The organism is Oceanicoccus sagamiensis (genome assembly GCF_002117105.1).
GTDB lineage: Bacteria > Pseudomonadota > Gammaproteobacteria > Pseudomonadales > Dasaniaceae > Oceanicoccus > Oceanicoccus sagamiensis.
Genome location: NZ_CP019343.1, coordinates 492259 through 505873, shown reverse-complemented (window position 1 = coordinate 505873; position 13615 = coordinate 492259). Strand labels below are relative to the sequence as shown.

General features: G+C 47.8%; 12 protein-coding genes. 3 read left to right on the top strand and 9 right to left on the bottom strand.

From position 1 onward, the window contains the following. Positions 1 to 7: 7 nt before the first annotated feature. The 3 genes from BST96_RS02315 to BST96_RS02305 form a co-directional block, all read right to left on the bottom strand. Positions 8 to 682 (bottom strand): DUF3313 family protein, encoded by a 675-nt coding sequence (locus tag BST96_RS02315; RefSeq protein ID WP_169713870.1) that lies wholly within the window; start codon positions 680 to 682, stop codon positions 8 to 10. Between the two features lie 71 nt (positions 683 to 753). After that, complete coding sequence (locus BST96_RS02310; RefSeq protein WP_085757135.1) at positions 754 to 2913, bottom strand: EAL domain-containing protein; 2160 nt, start codon at positions 2911 to 2913, stop codon at positions 754 to 756. A 20-nt stretch (positions 2914 to 2933) separates the two neighbouring features. Next, positions 2934 to 5015: an HDOD domain-containing protein gene (locus BST96_RS02305; RefSeq protein ID WP_085757134.1), complete on the bottom strand. Its 2082-nt coding sequence runs from the start codon at positions 5013 to 5015 to the stop codon at positions 2934 to 2936. Between the two features lie 389 nt (positions 5016 to 5404). Here BST96_RS02305 and BST96_RS02300 point away from each other — a divergent pair, with 389 nt between their 5' ends. After that, a complete protein-coding gene (locus tag BST96_RS02300) occupies positions 5405 to 6922 on the top strand; it encodes a MinD/ParA family protein (protein WP_206045386.1) in 1518 nt (505 codons plus the stop codon). Between the two features lie 140 nt (positions 6923 to 7062). Beyond that, complete coding sequence (locus tag BST96_RS02295; RefSeq protein WP_338043312.1) at positions 7063 to 8175, top strand: sensor domain-containing diguanylate cyclase; 1113 nt, start codon at positions 7063 to 7065, stop codon at positions 8173 to 8175. A 15-nt stretch (positions 8176 to 8190) separates the two neighbouring features. On the opposite strand, the gene BST96_RS02290 is transcribed toward BST96_RS02295, so the two are convergent. Together BST96_RS02290 and BST96_RS02285 are read right to left on the bottom strand one after the other, a co-directional pair. Continuing rightward, positions 8191 to 8796 (bottom strand): TetR/AcrR family transcriptional regulator, encoded by a 606-nt coding sequence (locus tag BST96_RS02290; RefSeq protein ID WP_157117817.1) that lies wholly within the window; start codon positions 8794 to 8796, stop codon positions 8191 to 8193. Positions 8797 to 8911: 115 nt separating this feature from the next. Beyond that, a complete protein-coding gene (locus tag BST96_RS02285; protein WP_085757131.1) occupies positions 8912 to 9859 on the bottom strand; it encodes a pentapeptide repeat-containing protein in 948 nt (315 codons plus the stop codon). Between the two features lie 267 nt (positions 9860 to 10126). On the opposite strand from BST96_RS02285, the gene BST96_RS02280 reads away from it, so the two are divergent. After that, entirely contained in the window at positions 10127 to 10576 is a 450-nt protein-coding gene (locus tag BST96_RS02280; RefSeq protein WP_085757130.1) for a hypothetical protein, read from the top strand. Positions 10577 to 10634: 58 nt separating this feature from the next. On the opposite strand, the gene BST96_RS02275 is transcribed toward BST96_RS02280, so the two are convergent. From BST96_RS02275 to BST96_RS02260, 4 genes are all read right to left on the bottom strand, one after another. After that, positions 10635 to 10835, bottom strand: coding sequence for a DNA gyrase inhibitor YacG (locus BST96_RS02275; protein ID WP_085757129.1), 201 nt, complete (start codon positions 10833 to 10835; stop codon positions 10635 to 10637). Next, positions 10825 to 11436 (bottom strand): dephospho-CoA kinase, encoded by a 612-nt coding sequence (coaE, locus tag BST96_RS02270; protein WP_085757128.1) that lies wholly within the window; start codon positions 11434 to 11436, stop codon positions 10825 to 10827. Before coaE ends, BST96_RS02275 begins: the two co-directional genes overlap by 11 nt. A 61-nt stretch (positions 11437 to 11497) precedes the next feature. Next, a complete protein-coding gene (locus BST96_RS02265) occupies positions 11498 to 12382 on the bottom strand; it encodes a prepilin peptidase (RefSeq protein ID WP_085757127.1) in 885 nt (294 codons plus the stop codon). Between the two features lie 12 nt (positions 12383 to 12394). Then, positions 12395 to 13612: a type II secretion system F family protein gene (locus BST96_RS02260; protein WP_085757126.1), complete on the bottom strand. Its 1218-nt coding sequence runs from the start codon at positions 13610 to 13612 to the stop codon at positions 12395 to 12397. Positions 13613 to 13615: the final 3 nt, after the last annotated feature.

The following is a 13615-nucleotide window of genomic DNA, read 5'->3' as shown; positions in this document are numbered from 1 at the left end:
GCGCTAACTAGGAAGTAGGAATATCGCCGACCTGATTAGCTAGTAGGTTAGCCCACTGCCTAAAGGCCTGGAAGGCATCACTCCAGTACCTGACGCTACTGGTCCGGGTCATAGAGCCAACGCCTGTCCCCCTAAAGCCAGTGGTTTTTTTGCCACTGCTTTGCAGTAATAACTCTCCACTTTGACCATCGACCAGATCGAGATTAATCACCATCCGGCTACTTTCATTGGTGGCGGCTTTAGTCGGCAGGATTTCGTTGTTCTTGATGGAGGCATATAGATAGAGGTCTGTGATGCTTGCCTTGATGACAATAACATCCGCAGCTGTTTCTTCGGTTAGTTCCCAGCCATAGCGTTCACCCCATGTGCCGCTAAACGCTTTGCGGAACTGCTCATTAAATAGCGCCATTTCGCGCTCATCAAATTCAAAGGCATCGGCTTTGCGGTTAAGCGAATCATGGCGGCGTGTCTTATCATAGCTAACCGTTAGCGGCTCAATCTTTAGTTTACGGTATTGCTTAAAGTCGGTGCTGCTACGTATGGCTAATTCGTCAAAGGAGGATTGGGTGAGGGTGGTAAGCCCCTGCTCATTAACCGGGCCTCGCTCGGCGGGGTATTGGGTACAGGCCGACAAGCCAAACAGTAAGGTGAATGCAATCGTGCTGCATAGGCGTCTGTTCATAAAATTCTCCCTGTGCATAGTTCTAAATCAATAAACTAAGACGGATAAGTGGTGATTAGGTTCCCTGATCATCAGGAGATTGAGGCGTCTTGCAATAGTGCTAAGTCACTACTAAATTGCTGTGCCAGTTGATTAAGGCTGGTGGCATGGCCAAATAAATAGCCTTGAACCACATCGCAGCCTAGAGAGTTTAAATAGCTATACTGTTCATGGTTCTCAACCCCCTCTGCAACAATCGACATTTTTAAGCCCTTTGCCATTGAAACAATGGCGTTAACGATACAGGCATTGTCATCGGAGTTTTTGATTTCGCTGATAAAGCTGCGGTCGATTTTCAGGGTATTGACCGGGAAATTTTGCAGATAGCTCAGTGATGAGTAGCCGGTGCCAAAATCATCGATAGCCAGATTGATGCCTTCATTAGCCAGGCGCAATAATTTTTCAATCACATCTTTTTGATCGTTCATCAAAATGTTTTCAGTGATTTCCAGCTCTAATAATCCCGGTGGGTATTGTTCTTCTTTCAGGGTGGTGAGGATATCATCAATAAAGGTATCTTTTTCAATCATCACGGGCGATAGATTCACAGCCAGTCGCAGGGTCGGCATACCATTGCGATGATAATGGCGGACCTCACGGCAGGCCTTGCGCAGGGTATGCTTGTCAATTTCTACAATCAGGCGGCTATCTTCCGCCACATGAATAAACTCAACCGGTGATAAGCGGCCCAGATCGGGGTGGTTCCAGCGAATCAGCGCTTCAACCCCGCAGATTTTTTGCGTGGCAGTATCTACCTGTGGCTGGTAGCAGATTTCAAATTCGTCTTCATCAATAGCCCGGCGCATATCCTGTTCCAGCATCAGGCGCTCGGTGGAGGCGTTGTGCATTTCACTATTAAATAGCTGATAGCCATCCTTGCCGGTTTTCTTTACCCGGTACATGGCAATATCGGCATTCTTAATCAGTGCATCCATATCTTCCCCGGATTCAGGATAAATCGCGATACCAATACTGGCGCCGATAAAGACTTCCCGGTTACCTAATTGAAAGGGCTTTTTAATATCAGCAAGAATTTTCTCAGCAATATGTACCGCGGCATCGGCGTTTTTTACTTCCGGTAATAGCAGGGTAAATTCATCGCCACCAAAGCGTGACAGGGTATCCCCTTTGCGAATACAGGCTTGCAGGCGTTGTGCCACGGACTGTAATAAGCGGTCGCCCATGGTATGGCCCAATGAATCATTAATGATTTTAAAGCGATCAAGGTCAATAAACATCACCGCAAGTTCGGTATTATTGCGCTGGGCCTGGGTAATGGCGACACTTAAGCGGTCTTTAAATAAGGCGCGGTTAGGCAACCGGGTCAACAGGTCGTGATAAGCCTGGAAATTAATAAAGGCCTCAGCCTCCATTCTTTCCGTAATATCTCTGGCCGTACCATAGATGCGATAGCGCTGGTTGGTATTCAGGTTGCCGTTATCATCTTCTTCAATCGGGTAGAGGGATAATTCAAAGTGCCGGGTGCTATCGTTGGCGCTATTGGATTTCAGTACAGTCTCTATTGTTTGGATGCCTGAGGTATTAACGGAATTTTCAAAAAAATAATTAATTTTTTCGAGTTCGTCATCTTCGACAATTGAGGTGATGTGCTGGCCGGTTAAGCTGCCCTTGGGGTGGCCAAGCAGGGCTTCAATTTTTGAGTTTAGAAAGCTGAAATGGCCTTTATTATCCAGAATAAAAATAATATCGGGGGAGTTGTTAACAATAAAACGATGCAAACGTTCTGACTGGTTAAGGCGTGACTGCATTAATTGATTGGATTTTTCTAGCAGCTTTTTACGCACGGCATTATTAACCGTAGCGGTGAGCTCTTCAGGCACATAGGGTTTTTTTAGGTAGTCATAGGCGCCATGGCGTAGGGCTTTACTAATATCATCCATGGACGTTTCGCCGCTGACCACAATCGTCATGGTGTTGATATTGTTCTGTGACATAAAGTTCATCACATCATGCCCGGTGACATTGGGCATTTTAAGATCTAGCAGTACCAGGTCAAACTGGTCGCTGGATAAACGGTTAATCGCATTTTGGCCGCCAAGCGCCGTTTCGACTTGATAGTCATAGAGTCTTAACAGGCTACTCAGGCTGTCAAGCATACGAGGATCGTCATCAGCTAAAAGGATGCGAGCTTCACCGCGATTGTTATTATTAATGGCTTCGGCAGTACTCATAGTATGGTCTTGGGCCCGACTTAGTTGGGCAGTAATATTTGAAACTGAGTGCCGCTATTAGGGTTACTGCGGCAAACAATAGAACCATCCATGTCGTCGATTAGTTTTTTAACAATACTTAACCCCAAGCCTGAATGTCCCTGGCCTTTTGTGGTATCTACTGGACTAAATAAATTTTTCTTAACCTCGGGGGCAATCCCCGGGCCATTGTCTTGTATGCTGATGGCGGAAAAATCACGTCCACTAAAGCTAACAGAGGCTTCACTGCTAATAATAATTTTGCCACCGGGTTCCAGTGCTTCCACCGCATTTTTTAGTAAATTGGTCAGTATTTGTTTAAGGTGCTCTGGGTTGCCGGGAGTCTCTCCCAGCGAGCTATCCAGCTGTTTTTCCAAGCTAATGTTTTTGGTGATACAGATAGAGTCTTCAAAAATATGGCTGGTGGCATCAATCACCTGATTGATATTTAAGACATCGTTACCCTCGGTGAGTTCATCGGGGTCTTTGAGCCGCAGCAGAATATTACCGACCCGGTCAATTTCTTCTTTGATTAATTCCAGCCCTTCATTGGCGTCGTGTTCATTGCCTAACTTTATTCTTAGCATCTCCAGGTAGTTGCGGATAATACTCAGCGGGTTGCTAGCTTCATGCACCGCTTCGCGAATATGCTCCTGATATTGGTGGCTGCTGGGGCCCTCTTGATCAATCTGCTCAAAGCGCTGTTGGTTATCCGCAATGGCATTGGCAATTTCATAACAAATTTGTTGGACCAAGCTGGCTCGGGCATCCAGTTCCTTTAGCTTTGGCGCGGTGCAGGCAAATACCAGTACGCCCACGCTGTTGTGGCCGTCAGCGGTGTTTTGCGTTAGGGGCCAGCAGACCAGCGTGTCGCCCTGACAATAGCGCAGCATTTGACGGTCAATAACATTGAGGGTACTGCTTGCTTGTGAGGACTGTTGGCTGCCGCTAACAAAGGCTTCGCTAATGATACTGCGGCCGGCCTGCAATGGGATTTCAAAATTTAATGCCTGATTGGCTTGCTGCGAGTCCTGTGAGGCAGGCTGTGAGCAGAGCCGTTGCTTTTGGCTATCCAGTAAAAATAATACGCTGCCAGTAATACCCAGTGTTAGAAAGAGTGATCGTTGAGCGGCTTGTTGCAGACCATCCTGGCTGCGGGCTTGCCCTAGTGCGGCATTGAGTTGTGCAAGCTCACCCAGCTCGCCAAGGCGTTCGCCCAATTGTTGCTGTGCTTGCTGATAGCCTGCTTCGCTGGCATCCGTCGCGGAAATATCAATGCCCAGGCTGCTGGCAATGGCATCAACATCGCTGTTAATCCGGCTGAATAATTCTCGGGTGAGTGACTCATTAAGGCCAAACAAATTATCCGCGGTGGCCAGTGCCTGATCATCAATATCGCCGTCTGCGCTGAGTTGGCTGGCCAGATTAACGATTTTGACTAAATGGTGAGCATCCTGAATCAATGAGTCTGCTTCATGGTGATAGCGGACAGCGTCTCCCATAAAGCCGGATATGCCCCAGCTGTCGATCAGGTCAGCGCCAAGCTCACAGTGAGTGGTGCCCAGTTGCTGTTGTTCTGCCGTCAGTAGTTGCGTATCAGATTCTACGCCCTCAAGCATGGCAAGGTATTGCTGCTCATCCTGGGTCAAAGCAATCAGTTGGCCAACGTCGGCTAACAGCCCGCAAAGGTAGGCTTCGTCGGGGGCGGTATAACTGGTTAGCGTTGCTAACACTTGAGCAAAGTTGGCGGTAATCAGGGAGCGGCGCCAGAAGCGTTTTAAAAACTGCTGATGTTGCTGGTTAAAATGACCGAAGAATTGTTTGATGGATGCCGTGATAACAATGGTCTTAACAACATCGGTGCCGAGAAACAGCAGGGCTCGTTCGATGCTTTCACAGTTTTTAGCGCGGCCGTAGTAGCTGGAATTGGCAACGGCCACCAAACGGGTTGCTATCCCGGCATCGTGGCGGATGATATCGGCAATACGTTGGTAATCAGCGCTATCCTTTTGTACCGCATCCAGAATTTGTACCAATACTTGAGGCAAGCTCGGTAGCTGGTCTATTGCTGTTTTTGTTACCACTTATCTGCCTTTTTACCTGTCTATCCATGGTCTAAATCGTTTTGTTATCTTACCGCAGAGCGGCTGGCCCGTTCTTCGCAGTATTTTGCCGGGCTCTAACGGTTGCCCTGAGTTAGCTGCTTTTAGCCGTTATCGACACAATTCGGATAATGTGAATGAGTATAGTCAAGGGCTGGCTGACTAGCCACCGTTTGCTTAAAAAATGTACAGTACTTATGATGTAATTATTACACTGAAAAGAAGCTGGTAAAAAGCACCGCTGCCGAGCCGTTTTTTTGTTAGTATTCAGGCTTTAAGCGGAACAAAATTATAACAAGATTTATCAGCCACGGCGTCTTAAGTTGGATCGAGCCGTGGCCATTGGATGACTAGTTGGGAGTCAGTAGTCAGTGCAAAAAGCACCACCCACCAAGGATAGTCAAGCAGATCTACCCCGTGTGATTGCGATAAGCAGTGGCAAAGGCGGGGTGGGCAAGTCCAGTATTGCCGTTAATCTGGGTATATCTCTGGCTAAAACCGGTGCCAGAGTCTGCTTGTTAGATGCGGACACAGGCTTGGCCAATGCCAATATTCTATTGGGTATTACTCCTGAATTCAGTATCGAACATGTTCTCTATGGCGCCAAGGATATTGATGAAATTATGTTGGATGGGCCCCATGGGCTAAAAATTATTCCCGGTGCTAATGGCATTAGTGAATGTGTCAGCCTGCATCCCCGCCAGCAGCTGCGCCTGACCCGTGAACTGGCCAGGGTTGAAGGGGATTTTGATTTTCTGTTAATCGATACGGCAGCTGGTATTGCCGATACCACGCTGGACTTTATCGGTGCCGCCCACCATACCCTGATTGTTATCACCCCTGAACCGACCTCGCTTACGGATGCCTTTTCGCTGATTAAATTATTAAAGCGACGTCGTCACTCCGCCCATTATCAGGTGGTGGTTAATATGTGCAGTAGCGCCAGCCAGGCCAAAGAGGTGTTTCACCGGTTTGCGGCGGCAGTTGAGAAATATATCAGTGCCCAGTGCCATTATCTGGGTTTTATCCTGCGCGATGAGAGTATGCGGGCAGCGGTCGTATTACAGAACCCTGTGGCGATGTTCCCGGATGATGACCCCTCCAGTCGCAGCTTTATGAAATTGTCAGAGAGCCTGGCTGCGGTGACCAAAACGGTGCCGGCCAGCGGCTCTTTTAGTGCCTTTTGGCACCGCCAGTACCGTGAGTACCGCAAGGATGATGACAAGCAGGCTGGCACGGTCGCGCAGCAAGCGCTGACCGAGGCGGCCACAGCCGAGAGCAGAGACAGTGATTATTTATCGGAGCTCAGGTCGAGAGTATTGCTGTTGATTGAGCAGGGCCATGCCGATGAGGCCTCAGTGGCAAGCTTGTTACAGGAGAGCCTTGAGGCCTTTATCAAAAGGCATGACAAGTCCCCAGTAGATCTATTAAAAACTGTTGAGCAGTTGGTGTCATCCCCGGACCGTGATGATCAACTGGTGCGTGATATTGCCGAGCGGGTTAAACCCTGGGCGGGTTTAACGAATACGCCACCACTGGATGAGTTATCGATTAGCGATTTACCCGCTTTTGATGAAGACCCGGTGGAGCCTGCGCCCTCACAGAGCCTGCCACTTCAGCCTGAGCCTGCTGCGGTCAAACCCACCTTTGAAATTATCAGCGAAGTGAAGGATGCCGCTACTGCTGCCAGTGAAATGTCAGAGCGCAGTGCCAATACCAGCAGCGATCAAACCGATATGCCAACACCTTCACTAAGTGCCTCGGTCCCGAGGGAGTCGTATAACCATGGCTATGATCAGCAGCGTTTTGGCTCACAGGAGAGTTTGCTTAAAGTGCTGCAAAATAATAGCAATGCCAGCATTGCAGATTTGCTGGAGTCCTTTAAGTGATCTGGCCAGCGCTGATATTTGACTACCTATCCCTTTAGAGTACGGTCTATAATCAGTCTTTATCTAAAGCTTGAGGGCTTGTCAGTGCGTCGTCATCCGGGGAGGTTAGATCGTAAGTCGGGGGGTTAAGTAACCGTCGGCTGGAAAACCTGAGCACCACCGTCAATGATTTATTCCAAAAAGCTGTTCAAAATGAACAGATCCTGCGCCGTTATCAACAATTTGAATTAAAGCTGCTTGACCATGCGGGCTTTGAAGAACTGTTAGATATGCTGCTACGCAATGCAGTGGATCACTTCCAGCTCGATAATGTCGAGCTATGGCTCTATGATCCACAAGATACCCTGGTCGAGTTGCTTCCTGAGAATTACCTGAACTTGCCAGAGCTGCATCTTTTTTCCAAATCTGTCCCGTTAGACCAGCTTTATGGCAAGCACCCCAGTGTTCGTCTGGTGACCACTGGTGATGGTACTCCGCTACCGGTCTTTGAGGGTGAGCATCTGCGTTCGGCAGCTCTTATTCCTTTGGTGCGCCATGGCGTGCTGGTGGGCAGTCTGCATTTTGGTTCTCGCGGTCACCAGCGTTTTACCCTGGATAAATCCACGGACTTTATTGATCACCTGGCTTCCATTGTTTCCGTCTGTTTGGAAAACGCCGTCAACCTTGAGCGGCTGCACCGTCTCAGCATGTACGATATGTTGACCAAAGTTAAAAACCGTCGAGCTTTTCATCAGGCCTTGGACAAAGAGGTTTCTCGAGCCGGACGCAGTGGTGACCCGCTTAGCCTGTTGTTTGTCGACCTGGATTATTTTAAACAAATCAACGACACCTACGGTCACCCGATGGGGGACAAGGTGCTAAAAGAAGTGGCCCAGTATATTAACGAAATGTTGCGTAAAACTGACCATGTCTGCCGCTACGGGGGTGAGGAGTTTGCGCTGGTTTTACCGAACTGTGGGCAGCAGCGTGCGATGGAGATTGCCGAGCGTATTCGCCAGCAAATTAGTCAGTTGATGATTGCTAACGACGATGCGGAAGAAGATGGCTGCAAGGAAGTCAGCGTCACTTTGTCGATGGGGGTTTGTTGCTGGTTGCCAATGAATGATTTTGAAGAAGGCTCTGAAGATGACATTGCCAAAGAGTTAATTGCCTGCTCTGATCAGGGTGTTTATCTTTCCAAGGCGGCGGGCAGAAACTGTGTGCACTATATCGATTTGGCAGAGCCTGAAACTAACAGTTCGATGAAGGTTTAGCGCTGCTTGTTATGCTTAGGGTTGATCCCATACTTCGGCCAGTAGTCGCGCGGCAATACTCTCCATTTCGATAATAATATGGCTGCGCTGTGCTTTTCCTGCATGCAATAAAATCAAATTTGAAATCAGTACATGCTGCAATGTGGATGCGGCCAACTCCAGATTTTCTGCATCGGTTTTTCCCGCTGCTACTTTAATAATGCCCGGAATCAAGGTTTTTAATCGGCGTTGGTCCGCCTTAAGGGTATCTTCATCAGAAATCATGGTGGCAATATGCGCCGCCATTAAACGGGTATTATCCGCCGAGGCATTCACCGTTGCGCGAATCACTTCAGTAATACGCTCACCGATGGTATTACCCTGGGGTGGGTTTTGCCGCATATGGTCAACAAAGTTGATGCCCCACTGAATCGATACATCGCTATAGAGTTGCTCTTTGGTAGAGTAGTAGCGGTAAAGGGTTGCCCTGGAGACCCCGGCTCTATCGGCAACGACGGTCATGGTGACCGATTGATAGCCTATTTCCATAACCAGCTCGCGAGCAGCGTCCAAAATATGCAATCGGGAAGCCTCACGTTTCGAGTAGCTGGGCTTGGCAATGGCGGGCTCTGAGTCAGACAAAATAGTTTCCGAGTGTTTATAGTGTTTATTTACAGGCGAGTTAAATTGTATAGCAATTAAGGGTGCGGTCAAATCGACCTAAGGAAGCTGATCCGTCGTTTGAGTCAATGGGTGTTTAGCGGGTCATCTTTTTAACAAATACCACCACAAATAAAGCCATAGTAAAACTGCCTGCAAAGGCCTCCATCGCAGCAATGGCTCTGGTGGCACCCTGTGGGGTAACGTCGCCATAACCGAGTGTGGTAAAGGTCACCACGCTAAAATACAGACAGGAAAAGAAATGCTCAATATTGGTGGCGAGGCTTTTATTTGCATCAAAGCCCATTTCCATACCCTGATATAAAATTCCCGAAGAAAAAAAATAGCAGCTGGCACAAAACACAATAAAACACAGTGAAAAAGCGACCACCCTTAACGGCCTTTCACCATAGCCCGATAATAAATCCACAATCAGGGATAAACTGCGGGTGACTGAAAAGCGCGGCATACGTTTTCTGCGCATCACCATCTCACGGTGGAAGAAATGGCCGGCCACTTCAAACAGGCCCGCTCTTTCAAGGTTGATTCTCAGGTTGCGGTAACTTTCTTCAGCTTCAAGATAGAGGTCAGTTGCCTTTTGAGTATTGCCCTTTTTGGCTTCCACGATGGCCTGTTGCTCTTGAATGACAGTATCTCCCCAGTGGATATTATCCAGCTTTGCATGCTCGAGGTTAATACCTAATAAATTAGCGTTTTCCATATTGGCGCAATGGAGATTGGCGCCGCTGAAATTAGCTTTCATTAAGCAGGCATTTTGAAAGTCGACAGAGAAAAGGTGAGCTCTGGAAAAATCTGCACGGTATAAGTCGGCGTCCTGGAAGTTAAAGCCTTCGGGGTGTTCGGCGGTTTTGGCGAGGTTGATACCGCTAAGGTCACAGCGGCGAAGCACAAAACCGCGCATATCATGGCTGTGCTTAATCCACTTTTCTAGCTGTTCACGGGTACCTGGCAGCAGTTTGTCCGGGTTAGGTGTGGTCCAGTATTCTCGTTGGTCGCTATTATTGCTGTGATTTAATTCCGGCATAGTGGTCCCCTGAATTAGTTGCACTCATCATAAAGGGAAGCATGGGTTTGTACAAAGGTTTTATAGAGAGGAATATTTAGAAACCTGAATTGGAATCAGGGCTTTGGAAATTGTTGCAGATTTAGAAGTCCTTACGGGCGAAATAGCACGGTTGGATCAATTTTTAGTGTCAAATAAATTATTTATTTTTTGTGATCTTAATTGCAAAGTACCCCCGTATATTCCTTGAATTTACACAGTGGCACTAAGTGCTAGCGGGAGATAGAGATGACTAAATATGCAAAAGGTTTAATTGGCAACGTAATCGTACTGTTGGTCGGTTTAGTAATGGTCGGCCAAGTATCTGCAGAGCAATCAAAGGCGATGGATAGTGCTGCTAAAGCAGCCCCTACTAGTCAAATTATTGTATTACGAGGTCTGGAACGACCAAAGACAAGATCCTTAAACTTTACCGTCTATGTCGGTGAAGAAAGATTGGGACGGGTTAAAGTGAATAGCACCCAGACTATGGATGTAGAAGCAGGCACCTATACTGTGCGCAGTAATTTTTACAAAGATAAGCCGCTGGAAATCAGTGTTATGCCCGGTAAGACCTATTACCTGGTCGCCAAAATGGACCGTCGCGGTGGCAACTTTAAATCAGTCTATGAGTTGGTTACTGAAGATTATGCCTACAATATGATGCCTTCGCTGTCAGAAGTAGAGTCATCGATCTAAAGCTAAACTTAGTAATATAAAAGCCGCTTATTGAAGCGGCTTTTTTTGTGCCTGCGGTTTAGTCGTCTAGTAACTCATTGGATAGCACACCGTCATACAGGGAGTTACCTTTCATCACTTTTTCTTCATTGGCCCAAGCAATAAAGTCTTTATTACGACAGCTATCTGAACAGAAAGGGCGGTTTTCATTATGGGTGTCCCAAGGCACCGGTGTTTTGCAGTTGGGGCAGGGAATGGTTTTTACGGTGTTATCCGTCATGCTTTTTGGCCTCGGCGAGTGATAGATAGTGCTGGTGTAAGACGGCAGCCTGCTGCTGTAGTTCAGCTAAACCCTGAGTATTTTCTATAATGTCATCGGCTTTTTCCAGCCGTTGTTGCCGCGGTATCTGGCTGGCAATAATACGCCGGACCTGTTCTTCATCATTGTTATCGCGCTGTGTGGTTCGAGCTATTTGCATCGCTTCCGGTACATCGACAACCAGTATTCTATCGCAGATAGCACTTTGCCCAATTTCCAGCAATAACGGCGAAACAAAGAGGGCGTAGGGGCTAGTGGTTTTTGCCAATTGGTATGAAATTTCTTCGGCAATCAGTGGGTGTAGTAGTGCTTCCAGCCACTGTTTATCCGCAGGCTTAGAGAAAATCTTTTGCCTTAGGGCAGCGCGATCCAGAGATTGGTCGGGTAGTAGTATCTCTTCACCAAAGTGCTCCGCAATCTGTGTCAATGCCGGTTGCCCGGGTTCAACCACCGTGCGCGAGGCGAGATCGGCATCCACTATATCGATACCCAGTGATTGTAAGTGGTCGGATACTGCGGTTTTGCCGCTGCCGATACCCCCTGTAAGACCCACAATAAACATAACCCTTCCCAGTTGTAAAAGAAGGGCTATATTATCGTGAATTGGGTTGTGGGTTTAGTGTTTATTTGATGCCGCTAACACGGAGGTAGGTGCTAATAATCTGGTCGCCCCAAAGGAATGCGATCCAGCCGGCGGCTGCCAGATAAGGCCCAAAAGGAATGGTGGTATTGCGGCCTTTTTTATTGACTGCCAATAGAATACTACCGACGACGGCACCAACCAGTGATGACAGTAAGATAATAACCAGTAGATATTGCCAGCCCATCCAGGCCCCAAGAGCTGCCAGCAATTTAAAATCGCCGTAGCCCATACCTTCCTTGCCGGTGAGGATTTTAAACAACCAATAAACTGACCATAAACTTAGATAGCCGCCTATAGCGCCCCATACGGCATCATAGAGTGGGACAAATAACCCAAAGCTATTGACTAATAAACCAGCCCAGAGGAGGGGGAGGGTGATTTGGTCAGGCAGTAATTGGGTGTCGGCATCAATCATCGTTAAACTGATTAAGCACCAGGTAAAGAACAGGGCCATTAATAGCTGTGGCGAGGCGCCTAAATACCAGGCCAGGATGCCAGACATAATGCCGGTCACGGCTTCAATAATGGGGTAGCGAATCGATATTGCCGTTTTACAATGAGCACACTGGCCTTTGAGTAGCAGGTAGCTAATCACCGGGATATTTTGCCAGGGCTTGATGGGGTTGTTGCAGCTTGGGCAGTGGGAGTTTGGATAGGATAAAGTCAGTTTTGCTTCGGTTTTGGCCGGTGGCTGGTCTTTATCCAGTTCCAGAATGATACGGCACTCCTGCTTCCACTCTTTTTCCATCATCAAGGGCAGGCGATAGATCACCACATTGAGAAAACTGCCGACCAGCAGGCCGATAATAACCGTCAGTCCAATCGTTAACGCAGGCGAGGCCTGTAGAAACTCTAATAATGTCATAAGTAATTATTCTTAAACGGCGGCGCCCATCATAAAGATTGGCAGGTACATGGCGATCATTAGGCCACCGACAACGACACCCAAGAAACTCATAATAATAGGTTCAAGTAAAGCTGTCAGGTTATCGACTGAGTTGTCTACCGCTTCTTCATAGTGGATAGCGACTTTTTCCAGCATTTCATCCAGCGCACCGGACTGCTCACCGATGGAAACCATTTGTAACAGCATATTGGGGAACAGCTCAGTACTGCGAATGGAGGTATAAAGTTGCTGCCCCGTCAGAACATCTTCGCGAATCCGTTTGATGGCGTCAGTATAGATAATATTGCCGGCTGTACCTGATACGGCTTCCAGCGCATCTACTAGAGGTACACCCGCAGAAAAGGTAGTTGCGAGCGTTCTGGCAAAACGGGCAATGATAGAGTGGAAGACAATTTCACCGATAACAGGAGCCTTTAGCGCTGCTTTATCTACTGCCAAAGCAACAGCGGGAGATCGTTTCACGGCTTCTTTGAATAAAAATATAGCGGCAACTATGGCGACAACAATGACTAGCCACCATTCCTGTACCCATTCAGAGAGGGCTACAACCATTTGGGTAAAGGCGGGAAGTTCAGAACCAAAATTAGCAAAAGATTCGGCAAACTGAGGGATAACTTTGACTAATAAAATACCTGTTACGATGGCAGCTACCGCCAAAACGGCAATAGGGTAGGTCATTGCTTTTTTGATTTTTGCTTTTAACGCTTCAGATTTTTCTTTGTAGGTAGCCACTCGGTCTAGCATGGTTTCGAGCGTACCGGACTGCTCGCCTGAGGCGACTAAGTTGCAATACAGCTCATCAAATTGATTGGGGTGTTTGCTGATGGCTGTGGCAAAGCCGGAGCCTGACGCCACCTCATTTTTAATCGTGATAACCAGCTCCGCCATGCTGGGGTTATCCAGACCTTCAGCCACAATATCGAAGCTCTGTACCAGAGGTACACCGGCCTTCATCATGGTGGCCAATTGCCGGGTAAATATTGAAATATCAGCAGGGGTGATCGGTTTCTTGCTGGAAAACAGTGGCTTGGGCTTTTTCTTGACGGTCTTGGGGGTAATCCCCTGTTTGCGCAGCTGCGCTTTTACGACAGCTTGACTGGCGCCGCTACTTTCACCTTTGGTGGTTCGGCCCTGCTTATCGATACCCTGCCAGGTATAAATGCTGGTTTTTGTTGTTGCTGTTGCCATAAC

Bases quoted from the DNA above. Each gene is read 5' to 3' on its own strand.
- BST96_RS02280 (WP_085757130.1), top strand. From the start codon at position 10,127: ATGACTAAATATGCAAAAGGTTTAATTGGCAACGTAATCGTACTGTTG.
- coaE (WP_085757128.1), bottom strand. From the start codon at position 11,436: ATGTTTATTGTGGGTCTTACAGGGGGTATCGGCAGCGGCAAAACCGCA.
- BST96_RS02285 (WP_085757131.1), bottom strand. From the start codon at position 9,859: ATGCCGGAATTAAATCACAGCAATAATAGCGACCAACGAGAATACTGG.
- BST96_RS02265 (WP_085757127.1), bottom strand. From the start codon at position 12,382: ATGACATTATTAGAGTTTCTACAGGCCTCGCCTGCGTTAACGATTGGA.
- BST96_RS02275 (WP_085757129.1), bottom strand. From the start codon at position 10,835: ATGACGGATAACACCGTAAAAACCATTCCCTGCCCCAACTGCAAAACA.
- BST96_RS02310 (WP_085757135.1), bottom strand. From the start codon at position 2,913: ATGAGTACTGCCGAAGCCATTAATAATAACAATCGCGGTGAAGCTCGC.
- BST96_RS02260 (WP_085757126.1), bottom strand. From the start codon at position 13,612: ATGGCAACAGCAACAACAAAAACCAGCATTTATACCTGGCAGGGTATC.
- BST96_RS02315 (WP_169713870.1), bottom strand. From the start codon at position 682: ATGAACAGACGCCTATGCAGCACGATTGCATTCACCTTACTGTTTGGC.